This window comes from Microbacterium esteraromaticum (assembly GCF_900163815.1).
Classification (GTDB): domain Bacteria; phylum Actinomycetota; class Actinomycetes; order Actinomycetales; family Microbacteriaceae; genus Microbacterium; species Microbacterium esteraromaticum_B.
Window position 1 is genome coordinate 165,353 of record NZ_FUKO01000019.1, and the last position, 21,140, is coordinate 186,492.

The following is a 21,140-nucleotide window of genomic DNA, read 5'->3' on the forward strand; positions in this document are numbered from 1 at the left end:
GTGCGATCGTGTCGCGAGATGCTTCGCCGGATCAGGCTCGGGGTCTCACTTTAGCGTGCGATTCCGAACAATTCTCACGGCGAGGCTTCACGGGTGGGTCACCCGGTGTTCTGCAGACCCGCCGCGACTCCGCTGACGGAGAGCAGCAGCAGACGCTGCAGATCGGGATCTGCGTCGGGCTGGGCCGGGGCGGAGCGCAGTGCACGAAGGGCGCGCAGCTGCAGCAGCGAGAGAGCATCGACGTACGGTGTGCGCAGCTGTACAGCGCGCTGCAGGATCGGCTTGTTCACCAGAAGACCGTCGCCTCCGGTGAGCCGGATCACCCACTCACGGGTCAGACGCAGCTCGTCCAGCACGATCTGGGCGAGGTCGTCGCGATCGCCCAGAGCGAGGTACTGACGGGCGATGCGCTCGTCGGTCTTCGCCAGACTCATGGCGACGTTGTCGATCATCGTGCGCAGCACCGGCCATTCACGGTAGGCCGCGAGAAGCGCCTGCTCGTCGCCGACGGCTTCCAGCGCCGATCCGAGACCGAACCAGCCGGCGAGGTTGATGCGCGCCTGCGTCCACGCGAACACCCACGGGATCGCCCGCAGATCTTCGAGCGATTCCACAGACAGTCCGCGGCGTGCGGGCCGAGACCCGAGCGCGAGCAGGCCGATCTCCTCCATCGGCGTCACGGTTGCGAACCAGGGTGCGAATCCGTCGGCGCCCACGAGCGAGAAGAACCGGTCGCGGGATGCCACATCCATCACCTTCGCGACGGATGCGAAGCGCTCGGCAGCGCCGCTGTTGCGCTTCTCGATGGTGGGGGAGGATGCCAGCAGCGTGGCCGCAGCGACCTGGTCGATGTGCCGCATGGCGATCGCCGGCTCGCCGTAGCGCGCGAAGATGACCTCACCCTGCTCGGTGAGCTTGAACCGGCCGTCGACGGAGTGCGGCGGCTGGGCGAGGATCGCCGAGTTCGCCGGTCCGCCGCCACGGCCGAGTGCGCCGCCGCGGCCATGAAAGAGCGTGAGCTGGATGCCGGCATCCACCGCCCACTGGGCGATGTCGCGCTGCGCCTCGTAGAGGGCGAGGTTCGCCGCCACCGGACCGACGTCCTTCGAGGAGTCCGAGTAGCCGAGCATCACCTCGAGACGGTTGTCCGTGGCCGCCAGCCGTGCGCGGAACTCCGGGAACTGCACGACCTCGGCGAGAATGCCGGGCGCTGCCTGCAGGTCGGCGAACGTCTCGAACAGCGGTACGACATCGAGCACTGGGGCATCAGCGCCGAGCGCGTAGTCGGCGAGTTTGTGCACCGCGGCGAGGTCGGCCGCCGACTGCGTGAACGAGACGACATAGCGGCCAGCTGCCCGCAGGCCGTAGCGCTGCTGAATCTCGGCGACCGCGCGGAAGACGTCGAGCACCTCCTCGGTCTGCTCGCTGAGCTCTCCACCGGCGTCCAGCTCGGCGAGAGCCTTCGCGTGCACCTGAGCGTGCTGGCGAACCTCGAGCTCGGTGAGGTGGAAGCCGTAGGTCTCGACCTGCCAGATGAGGTGCTGCACGCCGCCGTAGCCGTGTCGGCGCGCTCCCGCCGCGACCAGGGAGTCCTGCACGGCGTGCAAGTCGGCGAGAAGCTCGTCGGGCACGGCGTAGCCGCCATCTTCCTCGACGCGCGTCGCGTGGATGCGGTGCACGAGGGCGAGCATCACCCGGCGGTGCGGTTCGCTCGGCGAGCGCTTGGCGATGTCAGCGGCGAGTTCGGGGTGCCGGTCGGCGAACGACTGCCAGATCGCGGTGACCTCGGTGCTGGCCGGGGTGTCGGCGTCGTCGAGGGTGAGCGTGCGGCCGATGCGCTCGACAGCGCGCTCCAGCCCGAGGAGCACATGCTCGGAGGCGATCTTCGCGGCCTCGCGGGTGACGGATGCTGTGACGAAGGGGTTGCCGTCGCGGTCGCCGCCGACCCACGAGCCGACGCGCACGAAGGCCGGAACGACGGGGGCACCGGATCCGGAGTCCTCGCCGCGCAGTTCGTCATCGATGCGCCGGTACACGTGCGGCACAGTGGTGAACAGCGTCTCGTCGAAGACGCCCATGACAGTGCGGACCTCATCGGTGGGAGAGGGCTTCTGCGCGCGCAGCGGCGCGGTGCGCCACAGGGTGTCGATCTCTTCCAGCATCCGGCGGTGTGCACGGTGCTGCTCGGCGCCTTCGGGACTTGCCGCGTCGTTCTGTGTGAGCAGCTCGGCCAATCGGCGGATGCTGCCGGATACAGCGCGGCGACGCGCCTCGGTCGGATGTGCGGTGAAGACCGGGTGGAATCGCAGAGCGGCGAGCCGCTCTCGGGCAGCTTCTTCGCCGATCTCCTCACTCAGCCGCGCGAAGGCCGTCGCGACCGTGTCGGGGGCGTGCGCGGGGGCGCCTGAACTCGTCGGACGGTCGGGCTGCCCGGCTCGTTCGCGGAGGATCCGCACGCGCTGGTGCTCTTCGGCGAGGTTGACGAGGTGGAAGTAGCAGGTGAATGCGCGCGCGACCTCGTCGGCGCGTTCGATCGTGAACGAGTCGGCGATGGATGCCGCGCGTTCGAACGCCTCGTCGTTGTCGGCATCCGCCGCTTGGATCGTGGCGAGGCGCAGACGCTCGACGTCTTCGTACAGGCCCGCAGTCCCGGATTCGCGCAGCACCTGGCCGAGGAGAGCGCCGAGCATGCGCACATCGGCGCGCATCTGATCGGGAATGCCATTCGATGCCTCGAAGCGGGTGATGACACGGATGGCTTCAGTATTCGTGGGCTCGGGGGTCATCCTTCGAGCGTATCGCCGGGGGCGAGTGGCTCCGTGCACGATGACGCCGATGGCGGATGCTGCTGCTTCGGCTCGGTGTTCATCGGCTCGGTGTTTTGTCGGCACGCTGTCAGCGAGACAGCGACGATCTACAATGGAGGGGATGCGCATCTCGGCTAACCCTCTCCGCGGCCAGCAGTTTCCCGCCGCCCTGCTTCTCGTCGCCGCGGCCCTCGGGCTGCTGCTGGCGAACCTGCCCACGCACGATGGGATCGCGGCGATCCTCGATGCGCATATCTCGATTCCCGGCACCACGCTGGATATGTCGATTGCGCATTGGATCTCCGACGGTCTGCTGGCGATCTTCTTCCTGATCGTGGCGATCGAACTGCGGCACGAGCTCACCCATGGTGAACTCGATTCGCCGCACAAGGCGATGCAGCCGGCGATCGCGGCCGCTGGCGGCGTGATCGTTCCGATCGCGGTCTACCTGCTGATCGCGGGCGGTGGCGATACGGCCACGGGCTGGCCCATCCCGACCGCGACGGATATCGCCTTCGCCCTGGGTGTGCTGGCGATGTTCGGCCGGGGACTGCCATCGGGCGTGCGGGTGTTCCTGCTCGCGCTGGCGATTCTCGACGACATCATCGGCATCATCTTCATCGCCGTGCTGTTCGCGCACGACGTGGATTGGCTGATGTTCGCTTTCGCGGTCGTCGCTGTCGCGCTCTTCGGCGTGCTCAGTGTCTGGCTGCGCAAGACCGGGTCGGCAGCGATCGCCGTCCTGATGGGCGTGATCGGCGTCATCGCATGGGGGCTGATGGCGGGCTCGGGAATCCACGCCACCATCGCCGGTGTGCTGCTCGGGCTGGTGATGTCGCCCGCGCCGGCAGAGCGGCTCAGGCACGGTCTGGAACCCACTGTCAACGGTCTGATCCTCCCGGTCTTCGCGTTCGCTGCCGCGTTCGTGGTGATTCCGCAGGTCTCGCCGACCGAGCTGTCGCCGGCGTTCTGGGCGATCCTCATCGCCCTGCCTGTCGGCAAGATCATCGGCATCGGCGCATTCGGCTGGCTGGCGATGCAGCTGCGCCCGCGCGGGACTGCCCCGGCTCTTGGGCTGCCTGATCTGCTCGCAGCTGGAGCGCTGGGTGGTATCGGATTCACGGTGTCGCTGCTGCTGGCGAACCTCGCCTTCGCTGGAGCCGGTGCCGTGCGCGACGAGGCGATCCTCGGCGTGCTGGGCGGCTCGCTGATCTCGCTGCTGGTGTCGGCGGTCGTCGTCTCGATGCGAGCGCGGTCGTACCGTCGTCTGGCAGCGGCTGCCGAGTAGGAGGCCCCGATGAGTGATCCGCTGCGCGACGCCGCCGACACGATGAGGCAGGTGCGCGAGCGCTGCGTGTGGTCGCAGCAGATCACTCACCGCGATCTGGTGCCTTATCTCATCGAAGAGTCGCATGAGGTGATCGACGCCGTCGAGTCCGGTGACCGTGCCGAGCTGCGCGAAGAGCTGGGCGACCTGCTGTGGCAGGTGCTCTTCCACTCGGCTGTCGCCGCGCAGGACCCGGATGATCCGTTCGACGTCGACGACGTGGCGCGCGGGCTGAACGAGAAGATGGTTCGTCGGCATCCGCATGTCTTCGGTGATGCGGTCGCGGCGACGCCGGAAGAAGTGCTCGTGCACTGGAACGCAGCCAAAGCCGCCGAGAAGCGCGAGCGACGCAGTGCGCTCGACGGCATCCCCGTCGGCATGCCCGAGCTGGCGAAAGCGCAGAAGGTGCTCGGGCGCGCAGCGAAGGTCATCTCCATCCCCGAGCACGTCGACGGCCCCGCATCCGAAGCCGATCTCGGTGATGCGCTGCTCGGTCTGGTTGCTCACGCACGCTCACAGGGCTGGGATGCCGAGCGCGCACTGCGCGAGCGCCTGCGGACGCTGGAAGCTGACGTCCGCGCCGCCGAAACCTCCGCCTGAGTCCGGGGCATTGGATCACTAGCGTCTCGGAAATCAACGCTTCAGCAGCGTTAGTGATCCAACGTCGGCGCAGCGTAACCGCACGTCGGCGCGCCGCCGGAGATCCTCTGGAAAGATAGACGGGTGGCATCTGTGAACCCGCCGCGCGGAATGCGCGATTTTCTCCCCGCTGACAAGGCTCGTCGCGAGCGCGTCCTCGCCGTCATCCGCGAACGCTATCGCGCACACGGATTCGACGAGATCGAGACGCCCGTCGTCGAGGAGCACGCCCGGCTGCATGCGGGGATCGGGGGCGACAACGAGAAGCTCTCGTACAACATCCTGCGCCGCGGATTGGATGCCGATGGCATCCGCGCTGCTGCCGACGATCCTGCGGCTCTCAGCGATCTCGGGCTGCGCTACGACCTCACTGTTCCGCTCGCGCGCTTCTACGCGACCAATCGCGGCCAGCTGCCGACGGTGTTCCGTGCGATCCAGATCGGTCCGGTCTGGCGCGCCGAGCGCCCGCAGAAGGGCCGGTATCGCCAGTTCGTGCAGTGCGACATCGACATCATCGGGGATGACACCGCGCGTGCTGAGGCCGAGCTGATCACCGCCTCACTCGACACGATCGACGCGCTCGGGCTCGAGGGCGGCTCCGTGCGCATCAACGATCGCCGCGCACTGGAGTGGATGCTCGACTCGTTCGGGTTCACGGCCGATGAGCGTCCTGGCGTGCTCATCACCATCGACAAACTCGACAAGGTCGGGCCGGATGGCGTCGCGGCCGAACTGCGCGGGCGCGGCGTCACACCCGGTGCGGTTGATGCATTCGACGCGTTCTTGAAGCGCCCGCAGACCCGTGAGTACAATCCGTACGGTGAGCGCCAGATCCGCAAGGCGCTGCCGGAGGGCGCACCCGAGGAACTGATCGCCCACCTCGTCGGGCTGGGAGACGCGGTCGCTGCGGCGAGGCCTGATGCGGGCGAACCGCCCCTGGTCTACGACCCCTTCCTCGTGCGCGGCATGGGGTATTACACCGGCACGATCTTCGAACTCGCACACCCCTCGGTGGACTATTCCCTCGGCGGCGGTGGCCGTTACGACGGCATGATCGGACGCTTCCTCGGTCAAGAGGTGGCGGCGGTCGGCTTCTCGATCGGCTTCGAGCGCATCGTGGACCTGGTGACAGCTGTCGAGGTCGAGGCCGCCCAGGCGGTCGTGCTCGTGCACGATGCCGATGTGCCGACGACGGAACTGCTGGCGCACAAGACCGCGCTGCTGCGATCGGGCGATGCCGCACGCGTGCGCCTGGAGCGTCGCCCGAAGAATCTCAAGGCGCTCCTGGAGCGCTCGGCGGCAGACGGATACACGGCGTTCGCTGCTGTGCGCGCCGGCGACGCCGTCGGCGAGCTGCAGATCAAGCCGCTGGGCTGAATTCCGCAGCGTGGAGGGTGCGCAGCATCCGCCGAGATCAGGCGATTCGCCGAGATCAGGCGATTTCCTGAGAAATCGTCCTGATCTCAGCAGATCTCCTGATTCCGGAACCACGGCGGGAGCGGATGCTGCCAGCCGCGCCGCGCGATGTCAGCCGCGCCGCGTGGTTACCCGCAGGCGCAGCATCCGGTAGCCGACGCCGACGAGCACGACGATCAGCCCGACGGCCGACGCGATCACGGGCAGCGTGTTCACCAGGATGAGGCACCCCAGCGCGCCGATGACCTGCAGCGCACGGGGATAACGCCGCGCTGACCCGTGCTGCCGGTAAGCGGCGGCATTCGCGATCAGGTAGTACAGCAGCACGCCGAAGGACGAGAATCCGATCGCACCCCGTAGATCGGCGATCAGCACCACGCCGATCACGATCAGGCCGACCAGGATCTCGGCCCGTCGGGGAACCTGCCAGCGCGAGTCGACGGCCGACAGGAAGCGCGGCACATCGCTCTCCCGCGCCATCGCCAGGGTCGTGCGGCCAATCCCGGTGAGCAGGGCGAGCAGTGCTCCGAGGGATGCCGCGGCAGCCGCGATCCGCACGATCGGCTCGAACCCGGTCCATCCCGCGACGGAGACCACGTCTGCTAGGGGGTGTGCGCTGGTGGCCGCGCCCGCACCGAGGGTGAGGGTGACGGCGAGTGCGACGAGGACGTATACGACCACCGCCCCCGAGAGCGCGATCACGATCGCACGCGGGATGTTGCGCGCCGGAGCGATGACCTCCTCGCCCATCGTGGCGATGCGGGCGTACCCGGCGAACGCGAAGAACAGCAGCCCGGCCCCCTGCAGCACGCCGTACGCGGTCGCGTCCGGAAGCGGAGCCGGAGAGGCCGCGGATGCTGCCGAGAAGCCGGCCACCATCACGATCGCGAGTCCGAGCAGAGAGATCATCACGAGCAGACGAGTGACCTGGGCTGTGCGCGTCACGCCGAAGCAGTTGATGGCGACGAGAGCTGCCACCGCCAGCACGGCGACGGGCGTGCGCCACTGCTCGGGGGCGGCGTACGCCGCGAAGGTCATCGCCATGGCGGCACAGCTGGCGATCTTGCCGATCACGAAGCACCAGCCGGCGATGAAACCCGACCAGGGGCCGATCTCAGCGCGCGCGTAGGAGTAAGTGCCGCCGGCGACGGGGTGCACGGCTGCCAGCTGGGCCGATGATGTGGCATTGCAGAACGCCACGACTGCGGCGATACCCAGTGCGATCAGAAACCCGGACCCTGCGACGTCGAGCGCTGGGGCCCATACGGCGAACACGCCCGCGCCGATCATGGAGCCGAGTCCGATCGCGACAGCGTCGGCCAAGGTCAGGCGGCGGGCCAGGGGCATTCATCCATCGTCGCACTTGAGGGTGAACGGCGGGTGGCCGGCTCGTCAGTGCCGGTGGGTGCAGCATCCGCTCCGAGGGGCAGGGCGCCTCTGTGAAGCCTCTTTACCTGATTGTTCTAGTTGGCATAGAGTAAACGAACGGAGGTGCTCATGCTGATTCGTATCGATCCAGAAAGCCCGAGGCCGCTGTTCGAGCAGATCGCGGCGTCGGTGCGTGGCGAGGTCCTCGCCGGGCGTCTGCGCCCCGGCGACCGCCTGCCAGCGGCCCGTGAGGTGGCGGGGGGCGTCGACGTGAACGTGCACACGGTGCTGCGCGCCTATCAGGAGCTCCGCGACGAGGGCCTGATCGACCTGCGCCGCGGGCGTGGCGCATTAGTGTCAGCATCCGCCGCGCCTCTCGCGGAACTCGCGGGCGACGTCGCCGACCTTGTGCACCGTGCGGCCGCGCTCGGCATCTCGCAGACCACACTGGCCTCCATCGTGAAGGAGACGAACTATGACTGATGACGTTCGGCGATCCCGCACAGCATTCTTCTGGGTGGGAGTGTTCATCCCCGCCGCAATTCTGCTCGTCACCGTCGCCGTGATCGCAGCCTGGCTGCCCGAACTGCCTGACCCCATCGCCACGCACTGGGGCTCATCAGGCGTCGACGGCTTCGGGCCGAAATGGGCAACGATCGCACTGCCGCTGGGCGTCGGCGGGGGCACCGTCACCCTCCTGGCGCTGATCGGGGCCCTCGGGTACCGGATGCCGCAGAGCAGCACGAAGCAGCCGGTTCAGGCATGGGGACCGACCTCCCGGTTCTTGGGCGGGATGAGCCTCGGGCTCGCCCTGTTCATCTCGTACCTCGAGCTCGTCACCACCGGTCTGCAGCGCGGTCTCGCCGACGCGGCGCAGGCGCCCGACATCGGATGGTGGATGCCGACCGGGTTCGCCCTGCTCATTACGGGCACGGCGCTCGGTTGGTTCCTGCAACCTCGCTCGCCGGAGCGCGTCGGCGTTGCCGAAGCGTCGGTCGCGAGCATCACGTTCAATCGCGTGGAGCGTGCCGCCTGGTTCGGCACCGCGAAGATGGCGAGAGGCGCGGTTGTCGTCCTGGTCGGCGCGACGCTGCTGATGCTCGTGCTTTCCGTGGTGGTCTTCGCGCAGGATGCGGGCGGAGGCTGGATCCTGCTGGGTACGACCGTGCTGCTGCTCGTGCTGATCGCCACCATGCTTGTCTTCCGGGTTCGCGCGAACGCCGCCGGTCTCCGGGTGCGCTCGCTCCTCGGGTGGCCGAACACCGGCATCCCGCTCGACCGCATCGAGAAGATCGAGGTCGTCCAGATCGCCCCGATGGCCGAGTTCGGCGGATGGGGGTGGCGGATCAGCCCCGACGGGCGTCGCGGTGTCGTGCTGCGCGCCGGTGAGGCGCTGCAGGTGACAGACAGCAGGGGCAAGGTGTTCGTGGTCACGGTAGACGACGCCGTCGAGGCGGCATCCGTGCTCGAGAGCCTGCGCCAGCGGGCCCAGGTACGACCACGACGAGAAGCTGACACGGAGGAACAATAATGACTCGCATCCGACCGCTCGTGACGATTTCTTTCCTCGTGCTGGCATACGGGCTGGCGTGGCTGGTCGCGCTGCCGCTCTGGCTGGGTGACGGCCTCGCTGAGCCGATCGCGGGTGTGCTGCTACCGGTGATGATGTACGCGCCCGCGGTGGCTGTGGTCATCGTGCTGCTCGTGCTGCGTCCGATCCCGAAGGGGCAGCGGCTGAGGTTTCTCGGCATCTGGCCGCTGCGCCCTGCGAAGCGCGTCGTCTGGATGAGCGTGCTCGGTCTCTTCGGGCCGGTCGTCATCATCGTGCTGGCGCTGCTGGTGGCTGTTGGCTTCGGATGGTTGACTGCCGACTTCGTCGGGCTGTCCGGCTTCCAGGAGCTGCTCAGAGCTCAGACGCCCGATACGTCGACCCCGATTCCGCCGGTGTGGCTTCTCGCCGCGGCGCAGCTGATAGCCATCCCCTTCGCCGCCGCCACGATCAACGCGGTCGCCGCCTTCGGTGAAGAGCTGGGGTGGCGCGGATTCCTGGTGCCCGCGCTGCGGCGCTGGGGCACCTGGCCGGCGCTGCTCATCAGTGGCGCACTGTGGGGGCTGTGGCACACGCCGGTCATCCTGCTCGGCTACAACTTCGGACGCACCGACGTCTTCGGGGTGCTCCTGATGACCGCGGGATGCATCGTCTGGGGCGTCCTGCTCGGGTGGCTGCGCCTGCGCAGCGCGTCACTGTGGCCGGCGGTCTTCGCCCATGGTGCGATGAACGCGGCTATGGGTCTGCCAGTGATCTTCATCGCAGCCGGCACCACATTCGAACCAGCGCTCGCCTCTGGTCTGGGAGCATCCGGGTGGATCGCTGGCACGGCAGTGATCGGGGTGCTGCTGCTGGCGGGGCAGTTCCGGCGACAGCCTCAGTTGGCCGCAGCCCGACCGGACCGGGGGAGGGCTTGACCGGTCGCAACCGGCGGGGTTGGCTGAGGGCATGGCCGAATCCACCCCGCAGAACTGGCGCGCCACCGACGACTATCTCGCAGAGACGCTCGTCGGGCATGACGCGGCTCTCGAAGCGGCGCTCGCGGCGCAGCGCGCGGCCGGGCTGCCGGAGATCGAGGTCGCCCCGGTTGCAGGCAAGCTGCTGAATCTGCTGGTGCGCATCAGCGGCGCGCGCCGCGTGCTCGAGATCGGCACTCTCGGCGGCTACTCCACGATCTGGATGGCTCAAGCGGTCGGCGAGACCGGGCGGGTCATCACCGTCGAGGCGGATGCCGATAATGCGGCGGTAGCGCGCACCAGCATCGATGCCGCCGGCGTGGGTGATCGCGTCGAGATCCGCGTCGGGCGCGCGGCCGATGTGCTGCCGACGCTGGTCGGCGGGTTCGACCTCGTCTTCATCGACGCCGATAAGGAATCCAACACGATCTACCTTGATTGGGCGGCGAGACTCGGGCATCCGGGCACCATCGTGGTCGTCGACAACGTCGGCCGCAGCGGAGACATCGTCGACGCGAGCAGCTCCGATCCGATGGTCGTCGGCACTCGCGAGGCGCTGCGGATGCTGGGAGAAGACCCGCGCTTCGATGCGACCGCGCTGCAGACGGTCGGCGCCAAGGGATGGGACGGCTTCGCCCTCGCGGTCGTCGTCTGACCCGCGAGCGCCGGACCTCCGCACGGATGCAGGGAGAAAACACGCTTGCAGGGTGATTCCAACGGCGTGTCTCCCTCCATCCGTACTAACTCCCTGCATCCGTGCGCGGGGGAACGACGCGGATCGGCGGGCCGAAATGCAGCCGCGCTAGACTGAGCCGCGGATCGACGTCGCTCCACGAACCCTTTCCCCTCCGACAAAGGAGCACACCTGTGGCACTTATCGAGGCAGTAGGCGCACGCGAGATTCTCGACTCGCGTGGAAACCCGACCGTCGAAGTGGAGGTCCTGCTCGATGACGGCATCGTGCAGCGCGCCGCCGTTCCGTCTGGTGCATCCACCGGCGCCTTCGAGGCATACGAACTGCGCGATGGCGACAAGAGCCGCTACGGCGGCAAGGGCGTCCTGAAGGCCGTCGAGGCCGTGCTCGACGAACTGGGACCTGCCATCGAGGGTGTCGAGGCGAGTGAGCAGCGCATCGTCGACGAGATCCTGAACGAGGTCGACGGCACCGACAACAAGAAGCGCGTCGGCGCGAACGCCATCCTCGGCGTCAGCCTCGCCGTCGCCAAGGCCGCGGCTGACTCGGCCGACCTGCCGCTGTACCGCTACCTGGGCGGCCCGAACGCTCACCTGCTGCCCGTTCCGCTGTTCAACGTCATCAACGGCGGCGAGCACGCCGACAACGGCATCGACATGCAGGAGTTCTTCCTCGCCCCGATCGGCGCCGAGACCTACTCCGAGTCGCTGCGATGGGGCGTCGAGACCTACCACGTGCTGCGCAGCGAGCTCAAGGCCGCCGGCTACGCGACCGGGCTCGGCGACGAGGGCGGCTTCGCCCCTGACCTGCCCAGCAACCGTGAGGGCCTCGACTTCCTCATCAAGGCGATCGAGAAAGCCGGCTTCACCCCGGGCAAGGACATCGCCCTGGGCCTGGACGTCGCGGCGACCGAGTTCTTCAAGGACGGCGTCTACCGTCTCGACAACAAGGACTGGTCTGGCCCCGAGCTGATCGAGTACTACGTCGGCCTCGTGAACGACTTCCCGATCGTGACGATCGAAGACGCACTCGACGAAGACGACTGGGACAACTGGAAGCTGCTCACCGACGCTCTCGGCAGCAAGGTGCAGCTCGTCGGCGACGACCTGTTCGTCACGAACCCCGAGCGCCTGGCCAAGGGCATCGATCTCGGCATCGCGAACTCGCTGCTGGTCAAGGTCAACCAGATCGGCACGCTCACCGAGACCTTCGACGCAGTAAGCCTCGCCCAGCGCTCCGGCTACACGGCCATGCTCTCGCACCGCTCGGGTGAGACCGAAGACACCACGATCGCCGACCTCGCCGTTGCCACCAACGCCGGTCAGATCAAGACGGGTGCGCCTGCTCGCAGCGAGCGCGTCGCGAAGTACAATCAGCTTCTGCGCATCGAAGAAGACCTGGGCGATGCAGCGGTGTTCGCCGGTGCTTCGGCGTTCCCGCGCTTCCAGGGCTGATCGGAAGCTCTGAACTGAGAGATACGAAGGAGGGGGAGCATGGCGAGAAGACCGGCTCCCCCTTCGTCGTCCCCGCAGCCCGTCACACAGGTGCCGCGCAAGCGCGATGGCCGCTCTGCACGCGCTGTCGATGTGCGGGAATGGGCCAGCGGCATCCGACTGTCCGGATTCGCCGCGATCATGCTGTCCCTCGTCGTGCTGGGCACCTGGGTGCTGGTGCCGTCGATCGGCACGTACCTCGAGCAGCGTCAGAGGATCGCCGCTCTCGAGCAGTCGGTGCAGCTCACCAAAGAGCAGATCGCCGACCTCGAGCGGGAGCGAACCCGGTGGGATGATCCGGTGTACGTCACCACTCAGGCGCGCGAACGTCTGTACTACGTCAAACCAGGTGACGTGCCCTACCTGATCGATTTCGACCTCGATCCCGCTGACCTTCCTCCGGAGCAGCAGGAGGTCAGCGACCAGATCGAAGAGCGTCCCGCTGATTGGATGCCGCAGCTGCTGCGCAGCATCACGTCCGCCGGCCTCGCGAAGAGCGCCGTCGAAGCACCTGCGAAGTGAGACGACCCGCATCGCGCTGAGTCATCCCACAGGTCGACTCCCGTACGCTGGTGAGGTGACGACCCCGCCCTACGAGACGCCGACCGCAGCCGAGATCGATGTCGTCTCGCGTCAACTGGGGCGCACCGCTCGGGGGGTTGTCGGCATCGCCGCTCGGTGCGTCTGCGGCAACCCGACCGTGGTCGCCACGGCGCCCCGACTGGACGACGGCACGCCGTTCCCCACGTTCTACTACCTCACGCATCCTGCCGCGACAGCGGCCATGTCGACGCTCGAGGCCACCCAGGTGATGCCCGAACTCGCACACCTGCTTGAAGAGGATGCCGACGTCGCCGCCGCCTACCAGCGCGCGCACGCGGCCTATCTCGCCGACCGCGCGCAGTTCGGCGACGTGCCGGAGATCGACGGCATCTCGGCCGGCGGAATGCCCACACGCGTGAAGTGCCTGCACGCTCTGGCCGGGCATGCCCTGGCGGCGGGCCCTGGCGTGAACCCGATCGGCGACGCCGCGCTGGCGCGCTCCAGCTGGTCGCCCGAGCGGTGCGCGTGCACCGATCCGGGGGCGGCCCGTGGGAGCACGGCGGAATGACGAGATTGCGGATGCTGTCGGGCATTGCCGTGCTCACGGCGATGGCGGCGTCCGCGATCCTCGGTGCCGCACCTGCCGTGGCTGTGACCCCGGCGACAGCGTTCGCTGACACCGTCCCCCAGTCGAATGCAGCGACCGAGGCCGAGACACCTGAGCCGACTCCGCTGCCGATCCCTGACGACCCGAGCGACCCGGTTCGCGCCAAGGAGTACTGGCTCGACGGCGCGAAGATCCGCGACGCCTGGCGCGTCACGCGCGGCAAGGGCGTGACGATCGCAGTGCTCGACACCGGGATCGGCGAGGCCGGCGGGGTGTTCGGAAACGCGGTCAAGGACGGCAAGGACATGTCCGGGGTGGGTACGGCGGACGGCCGGACGCCGGTGGGGGTCATCAACCGCGGGCACGGCACGCTCGTCGCCTCGGTCGCCGCGGCGCCCGGCAAGCCCGACGGCACCGGGATGATCGGGGTCGCGCCGCGGGCCAACCTGCTGTCGATCTCGCTCGGTTTTCCGGGTACGTCGTCGACCGTGCCGTTCAGCGAGCAGGTCGCGGAGGGCATGAAGTGGGCCGTCGACAACGGCGCCGATGTGATCAACCTCTCGTTCACGACGAACACCCTTGACTGGGACCCCAGTTGGGACAAAGCCTTCCTGTACGCCTTCGAGCATGATGTCGTCGTGATCGTCGCTGCCGGAAACCGCGACAGCGGAACCTCGATCATCGGCGCGCCCGCCACGATCCCCGGCGTGCTCACCGTCGGCGGCGTGGATCAGACCGGGATGGCCAGCCGCGGCGCGTCGACGCAGGGCATCACGATCGGCATCATGGCTCCCAGCGAGTCGCTGGTCGGCATCGCCGCCGACGGGCAGATCGTCGGCTGGGACGGCACGAGCGGTGCGGCTCCGATCGTCGCCGGCGCAGCCGCGCTGGTGCGCGCAGCGCATCCCGACCTGGATGCTGCGAATGTCATCAACCGGCTGATCAAGACCGCCGTGCCGGTTCCCGAGATGGGTGAGACGCCGGATCCGCTGTACGGATACGGGCTGCTCGACGTGAACGCGGCAGTGACCGCATCCGTCCCGAAGGTCGACGCCAACCCGATGGGGGATCTGAAGGAGTGGGCGCGGGTGTACCGCAGAGCGGATGCTCCGGAGGAGGCCGAGCCGCAGCCGACCGCCTCACCGGACGCCGTGCCGCCGCTGCCCCCGGCCGAGCCGCCGACCGAGGCCGGTTCGCCCCTGCTTCCGACCGCCGAATCGCTGCGGTACGGTACCCTGCCGCTCCTGGCACTCACAGTGCCTGGTATCCTGGTAGCGCTTGGCGTCACTGCAGCTGCCCGGCGCATCCGAATGGAGCGCGGTCGACGCACTCCCACCCCCTGACGACGAGGAGTTGTCCCCCTGTGCCTCAGAACAGCACTGCACCCCGCATTCTGATTGTCGGTGGAGGCTACGCAGGTTTCTACACCGCATGGAAGCTCGAGAAGCACCTTCGCAAGGGTGAAGCTGATGTGACGATGGTGGATCCGCTGCCGTACATGACCTACCAGCCGTTCTTGCCGGAGGTGGCTGCCGGTTCGATCGAGGCGCGCCATGCCGTGGTCGCGCACCGCCGCCACCTCAAGCGCACGAACGTCGTCACCGCGAAGATCACCGGCATCGATCACGCCAACAAGGTCGCGACGATCGCTCCGCCCGTGGGCGAGCCGTATGAGTTTGCATACGACCAGATCGTCGTCACCGCCGGTGCCGTGTCGCGCACCTTCCCGATCCCTGGCATCGCCGACAACGCGATCGGCCTGAAGACCATCGAAGAGGCCGTCGCGGTCCGCGACAAGCTGCTGTCGAACTTCGACAAGGCAGCCGCCCTCCCGGCCGGTCCTGAGCGCGACCGCCTGCTGACCGTCGTCGTCGTCGGCGGTGGCTTCGCCGGCATCGAGGTGTTCGCCGAACTGCGATCGATGGCGTCAGCGATGATCTCCAAATACCCGCAGCTGTCTTTCGAAGACACGCATTTCCACCTGATCGAGGCGATGGGGCGCATCATGCCCGAGGTGTCGCTGAAGACCAGCGAATGGGTGCTCAAAGACCTCGCGAAGCGCGGCGCCTACGTCCACCTCGACACGCAGGTCACCGGCGCGCTCGACGGAAACGTCGAGGTCTCCACCGGCGAGGTCTTCCCGACCGACCTGATCGTGTGGACTGCGGGCGTCATGGCCAACCCGACCGTCGTGCGCGGCGGTGACCTGCCGGTCGAAGAGCGCGGTCGCATCCAGACCCGCGCCGATCTGCGCGTGGGCACCGCTGAGGCTCCCGTCGAGGGCGCCTGGGCCGCAGGCGACGTCTCGGCTGTTCCCGACCTGACCGGCGGCGGTGTCGGCGGCTACTGCGTGCCGAATGCTCAGCACGCCGTGCGCCAGGCCAAGCTGCTCGCGAAGAACCTCGTCGCCGTGCTGCGTGGCGAGGGCACGAAGGACTACTTCCACAAGAACCTCGGCGCCGTCGCGGGCCTCGGACTCTACGATGGTGTCTTCCAGTCCGGCAATATCGCGCTGAAGGGCTTCGTCGCCTGGGTCGCTCACCGCGGCTACCACGGTCTGGCGATGCCGACGTGGGAGCGCAAGTGGCGCGTGCTCTGGGGCTGGTGGAACAACCTGTGGCTGGGCCGCGACATCGTGAACCTGGAGACGGTGCAGAACCCGCGCTACGTGTTCGAGGAGTTCGCTGCCCGTCCGCGTCCAGCGGCCGCGGCGCCCGCCGCACCTGCCAAGGCAGAGTCCGACGCGAAGCCAGAGTCCGACGCGAAGGCAGCACCCGCGAAGACGGCACCTGCGAAGAAGGCTTCGGGCGCGAAGTCCGAGTCCGCAACGGCGGACAAGGCTCCGACCGCGCCCGCAAAGAAGACCCCAGCGAAGAAGGCTCCGGCCGCGAAGAAGCCGGCTGCCGAGAAGGCCAAGTCGCAGGCATAGCCGTTGACCATCGGAAGGGCCCGTTCGAGAGCGATCTCGAACGGGCCCTCTCCGTATTCGGAAGTGGGTGCCCCCACTGGGACTCGAACCCAGACTGAAGCGATTTTAAGTCGCCTGCCTCTGCCATTGGGCTATGAGGGCGTGCACAGTCAGCCTAGCGGCGGCATCTGCGGTGCGACTGCGTCTCACGCGGGATGACTCCAAGTCCGTACCGTCGTAAGGTGGGGGAGTGCTCGACCTCACTGCTGAATTGAGTCCGACGACCGTGCAACACGACGCCTCCGCGCGCGACCCGGGGCGATACTGGCGTTCGCTCACGGAAGCGACCGCGCATCTGCCGGCACCCGTGGCAGTGATCGAGCAGGGCGCATTGCGGCACAACGCGATGGATCTGCTGGTGCGCTCTGGCGGCATCCCGATTCGCGTCGCGACGAAATCGGTGCGCGTACGCGGGGTGTTGGATGCTGTGCTCGCGATTCCCGGCTATCGGGGCATCTTGGCCTTCACCCTCGCCGAGGCTCTCTGGCTGGCAGAGGATCATGACGACATCGTGCTCGGCTATCCCACCGTAGATCGCGCGGGACTTGCCACGCTGCTGGCAGACGAGAAGCTCGCCTCGCGCATCACGCTGATGGTCGATGACCTCGCTCACCTCGACTTCATCGACTCGGTCGCGGCGCCCGGATCCCGACCCGAGGTGCGTGTCGCGATCGATGTGGACGCGTCGCTGCGATCACCGGTGCTGGGACACATCGGCGTACGTCGCTCGTCGCTCTACTCGGCCGCCGATGTCGCCGGGTTTGCGAGAAAGGTTGTCCGCCGCGCTGGCTTCCTCCTGGTCGGGCTGCAGATGTACGAGGCGCAGATCGCCGGGCAGGGAGACGCTGCTGGCGCGGACGCGCCGGTGATCCGGGTCGTACAGGCCCGGTCACGCGATGAGCTGCGTCGACGCCGGGCAGAGATCGCGGATGCCATGTTGAACATCGCTCCGCTGGAGTTCCTCAACGGCGGCGGCACGGGCTCCCTCGAATTCACCGGCAGTGACGAATCACTCACCGAGGCGACCGCCGGCAGCGGGCTTCTTGCGGGGCATCTGTTCGATGGGTACCGTGCATTCTCGCCAGCGCCGGCCACCGCCTTCGCCTTCGATGTGGTGCGCAAGCCCACCCCGGACATCGCTACGGTGCTGGGCGGTGGCTGGATCGCATCCGGCCCCGCCGTGGCCTCCCGCCAGCCGGTGCCTGTCTGGCCCCCGCGTCTGCAGACGATGCCGCGCGAAGCGGCCGGCGAGGTGCAGACGCCACTGCGGGGCGACGCCGCACGAGACCTGCAGATCGGCGATCGGGTCTGGTTCCGTCATGCCAAGAGCGGCGAGCCCGCCGAACGGATCGACAGCTATCACCTCGTCGCCGACGGCGTTGTGGTCGGCGAGTTGCCGACGTACCGCGGTGAAGGGAAGTCGTTCCTATGACACGACCGGGTGGAACATGGCAGAACTGGGGAAGATCAGCGTCGGTGCGCCCGGTTCGCGTCGAGCGGCCACGATCTCCGGAGGGCGTGCAGCGTGCCGTTCTCGCGGCGTCCTCGCAGGGGCTCCCCGTGAAGGCCGTGGGTGCTGGGCACAGCTTCACCGGCATCGCAGTCGCGCCCGGCGTTCTGCTCGAACTCGATGACCTGCAGGGACTCGTCACCGCGGATGCCGCGACCGGTCGGGTCACATTTCTGGCGGGCACGAGGCTGCACCGCATTCCGGCACTGCTGCGCCCCTACGGCCTCGCGATGGAGAACCTCGGCGATATCGACCGGCAGTCGATCTCCGGGGCCATCTCCACGGGTACGCACGGCACCGGCACCGGCTTCGGTGGCATTGCCGCCCAGGTGTGCGGACTCACGATGGTCACTGCGTCGGGCGAGTTCCTGCGCATCGACGAGACGCACAACGCCGAACTGCTGCCGGGCGCTGTCATCGGCCTCGGTGCTCTCGGCATCGTCGTCGAGGTGACGGTGCAGTGCGTGCCCGCGTTCATCCTGCATGCGGTCGATGAACCCGTGCCGTTGGACGAGGTGCTCGCCGACGCGCAGGGGCGGGCGGCAGCATCCGATCACTTCGAGTTCTACTGGTTTCCGCACACCGACGTGGCTCTCACCAAGCGGCAGACCCGTCTGCCCGAGTCCGCGCCGCGGAAACCGCTGCCGCCGGTCGGCAAGTGGATCGACGAGACGCTGCTCGCCAACGGCGTCTATCGTGTCGTGTGCGCGGCATCGCAGGCGATCCCGGCGATCACGCCGCCATTCAACAGGCTCGCTGTTCGACTCACCGGAGACCGCGAGTACACCGACCGCTCGCACGCGGTGCTGACACAGCGACGAACAGTGCGCTTCCGCGAGATGGAGTACGCCATCCCGGCCGAGAACCTCGTATCCGCTTTTCGCGAGCTGCAGCAACTCATCACCACGCGGCGCTGGCGCATCGAATTTCCTGTTGAGGTGCGTTTCACCGCGGCAGACGACCTCTGGCTGTCGACCGCGTCGGGTCGCCGCACCGCCTACATCGCGGTGCACCGCTACTGGCGAGTCGACCCGCGCGAGTACTTCGAGGCCGTCGAGAAGATCATGCTCGACCATGGCGGTCGTCCGCACTGGGGCAAGCTGCATACGCTGGGTGCCGATCAGCTGCGCGATCGCTATCCGCGTTTTGACGACTTCGTCGCGCTGCGCGACCGTCTGGACCCGGATCGGATGTTCGGCAATCGCTATCTGGAGCGCGTCCTGGGGGCGTGAATCTGGGGTTGTCGTGCAGGCGATGCGCAGAGAGCCCGGCATAGGATGTACTTCGGTTCAAAAGGGGGCTTCGCATGGAATGGCTTTGGCCAGTACTGATCGTCGTCGGCGTGCTCGTGCTCGTCGGCATCTACCTGTGGTCGACGTACAACTCGCTCGTGCAGCTGAAGATCCGCGTCGACGAAGCGTGGAGCGGCATCACGGTGCAGCTGAAGCGGCGTGCGGACCTCATCCCCAATCTGATCGAGACGGTGCGCGGTTACGCCGCTCATGAGAAGGCCGTCTTCGAAGGCGTCACGCGCGCTCGCGCTGAGACCGTCTCCGCCACCGGCCCCGCCGAAGCTGGCGTCGCAGAAGGCCACATGCAACAGGCGCTGCGCAGCCTGTTCGCCGTCGCCGAGGCATACCCGCAGCTCCAGGCCAGCCAGAACTACCTGCAGCTGCAGCACTCGCTGGTCGACACCGAAGACAAGATTCAGGCAGCACGGCGCTTCTACAACGGCGGCGTGCGTGAGCTGAACACCAAGATCAAGGTCTTCCCGAACAACCTGTTCGCCCGAGGACTCGGGTTCACCGAGCGGGAGTTCTTCGAGGTCGCCGACGACGGTGCGATTTCGGAACCGCCTCGCGTTCAGTTCTGATTGCTCGTCGCTGACGCCCCCGCCCCGATTTCTCCTGCGCGTTCAGGAGGTCGGATCGGGGGCGTCTTCGCGTGGATGCTGGTGACGATCCACCTGGGTATCACGCCCGTGCACGGCGCGCGCGATAACCTCCGCGGCGTCTCCCCACCCGGACACGCTGATGCGCTCCAGCCCTTGCCACAGCGCCGCTTTGACCAGCTCCTCGGCGATGGGAACAGCGTCGGATGCCGGCTTCGCCTGCGGCTCCCACCAGGCGGACTGCACCCGCAGCGTGGACAGCGCTCGATCGGCCTTCAGATCGATTCTGGCGGCGATCCGGTCGCCCACGAGCACCGGCAGCGAGTAGTACCCGTATCGACGCTTCGCCGCCGGTACGTAGATCTCGATCCGGTAATCGAGATCGAACACGCGCAGCGCGCGTTCACGGAACCAGACGACGGGGTCGAACGGCGTCAGCAGTGCTGATCGTTCGACGCGGTGGGGAACAACGGCGTCGGAATGACGCCAGGCGGCGAGTGGACGCCCACCGCGCTCCCAGCCGCGGACGGTCACCGGCGCCAGCTCTCCCGCATCGACAAGATCGGCGACCGCGGCCCGGACAGCGGTCTGATCGCGCAGCCGGTAGTAGTCGTTGAAGTCGGCGATGGTGGCGACGCCATAGGATCGCGCTGCGCGGCGCACCAGCTCACGGATCGCTTCGTCGCGTTCGACGGGGGCGTCGAGCACCTCGGCGGGAATCACGTCTTCAGCCAGGCCATACCGGCGTTCGAATCCTGCGCGGCCAGCGATCGCGACTTCCCCGCAGCGCCAAAGATGCTCCAGTGCGACTTTCGTGTCATCCCAGTCCCACCACGGCCCGCGCTCGCGCGCACGGTCATCGCGCAGATCGGCCGGGCGCAGCGGACCGCGGTCACGCAGGGCGTCGCGCACCCAATCGAGTGTGCGCGCATGAGTGTGCCCCCAGCTGTCAGGGGCGGAGGTGCGCTGGCGCCAGGCATCCATTCGGAATCGCCAGAGCGACCAATCCGCCACCGGCATGAACGCTGCCTCGTGCGCAAGGTATTCGACGTAGTGGGCCGTGCGTGAGACGAACGTGCGATCGAGCAGCCCGGGGTCGTAGGCGCCGAGCCGCGAGAACATCGGCATGTAGTGCGATCGGGCGAACACGTTCACCGAGTCGATCTGCAGAACACCGAGACGGTCCATCGCGCGATGCAGATGGCGCGGGGCCACGGCGTCCGGCATCCGCCGTGTGAAACCCTGCGCTGCCAAGGTCATCCGTCGCGCTTCGCCTGCGCTCAGCGTTGATGATTCCAAGCCGGTCATTCGCCCAGAATATCGACCGCCTCCGACACGCAGCGGGAGAGATCGGCCCGGGTACGTAGAATTG

Annotated in this window: 18 protein-coding genes and 1 tRNA gene; 15 read left to right on the forward strand and 4 right to left on the reverse strand. The window is 67.7% G+C overall.

The genetic code is table 11. The features are described 5' to 3' along the window. Positions 1-98: 98 nt before the first annotated feature. The gene (locus FM104_RS06215; protein WP_087130582.1) at positions 99-2,786 is read right to left on the reverse strand and encodes a phosphoenolpyruvate carboxylase; all 2,688 of its coding nucleotides are present in this window, start codon (positions 2,784-2,786) and stop codon (positions 99-101) included. A gap of 142 nt (positions 2,787-2,928) precedes the next feature. Between FM104_RS06215 and FM104_RS06220 the strand changes: the two genes are divergently transcribed. From FM104_RS06220 to FM104_RS06230, 3 genes are all read left to right on the forward strand, one after another. Further along, complete coding sequence (locus FM104_RS06220) at positions 2,929-4,095, forward strand: Na+/H+ antiporter NhaA (RefSeq protein WP_087130583.1); 1,167 nt, start codon at positions 2,929-2,931, stop codon at positions 4,093-4,095. A gap of 9 nt (positions 4,096-4,104) precedes the next feature. Then, positions 4,105-4,734, forward strand: coding sequence for a MazG family protein (locus FM104_RS06225; protein WP_087130584.1), 630 nt, complete (start codon positions 4,105-4,107; stop codon positions 4,732-4,734). Positions 4,735-4,884: 150 nt separating this feature from the next. Beyond that, entirely contained in the window at positions 4,885-6,150 is a 1,266-nt protein-coding gene (locus FM104_RS06230) for a histidine--tRNA ligase (RefSeq protein ID WP_218778562.1), read from the forward strand. Positions 6,151-6,300: 150 nt separating this feature from the next. On the opposite strand, the gene FM104_RS06235 is transcribed toward FM104_RS06230, so the two are convergent. Next, the gene (locus FM104_RS06235) at positions 6,301-7,536 is read right to left on the reverse strand and encodes an APC family permease (RefSeq protein WP_087130586.1); all 1,236 of its coding nucleotides are present in this window, start codon (positions 7,534-7,536) and stop codon (positions 6,301-6,303) included. A gap of 150 nt (positions 7,537-7,686) precedes the next feature. Here FM104_RS06235 and FM104_RS06240 point away from each other — a divergent pair, with 150 nt between their 5' ends. From FM104_RS06240 to FM104_RS06280, 9 genes are all read left to right on the forward strand, one after another. Then, positions 7,687-8,040, forward strand: coding sequence for a GntR family transcriptional regulator (locus FM104_RS06240; RefSeq protein ID WP_087130587.1), 354 nt, complete (start codon positions 7,687-7,689; stop codon positions 8,038-8,040). Continuing rightward, positions 8,033-9,088: a DUF1648 domain-containing protein gene (locus FM104_RS06245; protein WP_087130588.1), complete on the forward strand. Its 1,056-nt coding sequence runs from the start codon at positions 8,033-8,035 to the stop codon at positions 9,086-9,088. Before FM104_RS06240 ends, FM104_RS06245 begins: the two co-directional genes overlap by 8 nt. Continuing rightward, a complete protein-coding gene (locus FM104_RS06250; protein WP_087130589.1) occupies positions 9,088-10,023 on the forward strand; it encodes a CPBP family intramembrane glutamic endopeptidase in 936 nt (311 codons plus the stop codon). Before FM104_RS06245 ends, FM104_RS06250 begins: the two co-directional genes overlap by 1 nt. Positions 10,024-10,054: 31 nt before the next feature. Beyond that, positions 10,055-10,717 carry an O-methyltransferase gene (locus FM104_RS06255; protein ID WP_087130590.1) on the forward strand — a complete coding sequence of 221 codons (663 nt, stop codon included), beginning with the start codon at positions 10,055-10,057 and terminating at the stop codon, positions 10,715-10,717. A gap of 212 nt (positions 10,718-10,929) precedes the next feature. Further along, complete coding sequence (eno, locus tag FM104_RS06260) at positions 10,930-12,210, forward strand: phosphopyruvate hydratase (RefSeq protein WP_087130591.1); 1,281 nt, start codon at positions 10,930-10,932, stop codon at positions 12,208-12,210. 39 nt (positions 12,211-12,249) lie between these two features. Further along, a complete protein-coding gene (locus FM104_RS06265) occupies positions 12,250-12,771 on the forward strand; it encodes an FtsB family cell division protein (protein WP_087130592.1) in 522 nt (173 codons plus the stop codon). A gap of 55 nt (positions 12,772-12,826) precedes the next feature. Continuing rightward, positions 12,827-13,360, forward strand: a complete 534-nt coding sequence (locus tag FM104_RS06270) for a DUF501 domain-containing protein (RefSeq protein WP_087130593.1) — start codon at positions 12,827-12,829, stop codon at positions 13,358-13,360. Beyond that, positions 13,357-14,742, forward strand: a complete 1,386-nt coding sequence (locus tag FM104_RS06275) for a S8 family serine peptidase (RefSeq protein WP_256971542.1) — start codon at positions 13,357-13,359, stop codon at positions 14,740-14,742. The genes FM104_RS06270 and FM104_RS06275 overlap by 4 nt, the downstream gene beginning before the upstream one ends. Positions 14,743-14,762: 20 nt before the next feature. Continuing rightward, positions 14,763-16,328 (forward strand): NAD(P)/FAD-dependent oxidoreductase, encoded by a 1,566-nt coding sequence (locus FM104_RS06280; protein WP_087130594.1) that lies wholly within the window; start codon positions 14,763-14,765, stop codon positions 16,326-16,328. A gap of 68 nt (positions 16,329-16,396) precedes the next feature. Here FM104_RS06280 and FM104_RS06285 read toward each other — a convergent pair. Further along, positions 16,397-16,469: transfer RNA gene (locus FM104_RS06285), tRNA-Leu, on the reverse strand. Between the two features lie 88 nt (positions 16,470-16,557). On the opposite strand from FM104_RS06285, the gene FM104_RS06290 reads away from it, so the two are divergent. From FM104_RS06290 to FM104_RS06300, 3 genes are all read left to right on the forward strand, one after another. After that, the gene (locus FM104_RS06290; protein ID WP_087130595.1) at positions 16,558-17,799 is read left to right on the forward strand and encodes an alanine racemase; all 1,242 of its coding nucleotides are present in this window, start codon (positions 16,558-16,560) and stop codon (positions 17,797-17,799) included. Further along, positions 17,796-19,109, forward strand: coding sequence for a D-arabinono-1,4-lactone oxidase (locus FM104_RS06295; protein ID WP_087130596.1), 1,314 nt, complete (start codon positions 17,796-17,798; stop codon positions 19,107-19,109). Before FM104_RS06290 ends, FM104_RS06295 begins: the two co-directional genes overlap by 4 nt. Before the next feature lie 74 nt (positions 19,110-19,183). Further along, a complete protein-coding gene (locus FM104_RS06300; protein ID WP_087130597.1) occupies positions 19,184-19,750 on the forward strand; it encodes a LemA family protein in 567 nt (188 codons plus the stop codon). Positions 19,751-19,792: 42 nt separating this feature from the next. On the opposite strand, the gene FM104_RS06305 is transcribed toward FM104_RS06300, so the two are convergent. Beyond that, positions 19,793-21,076 carry a winged helix-turn-helix domain-containing protein gene (locus tag FM104_RS06305; RefSeq protein WP_087130598.1) on the reverse strand — a complete coding sequence of 428 codons (1,284 nt, stop codon included), beginning with the start codon at positions 21,074-21,076 and terminating at the stop codon, positions 19,793-19,795. Positions 21,077-21,140 lie beyond the last annotated feature (64 nt).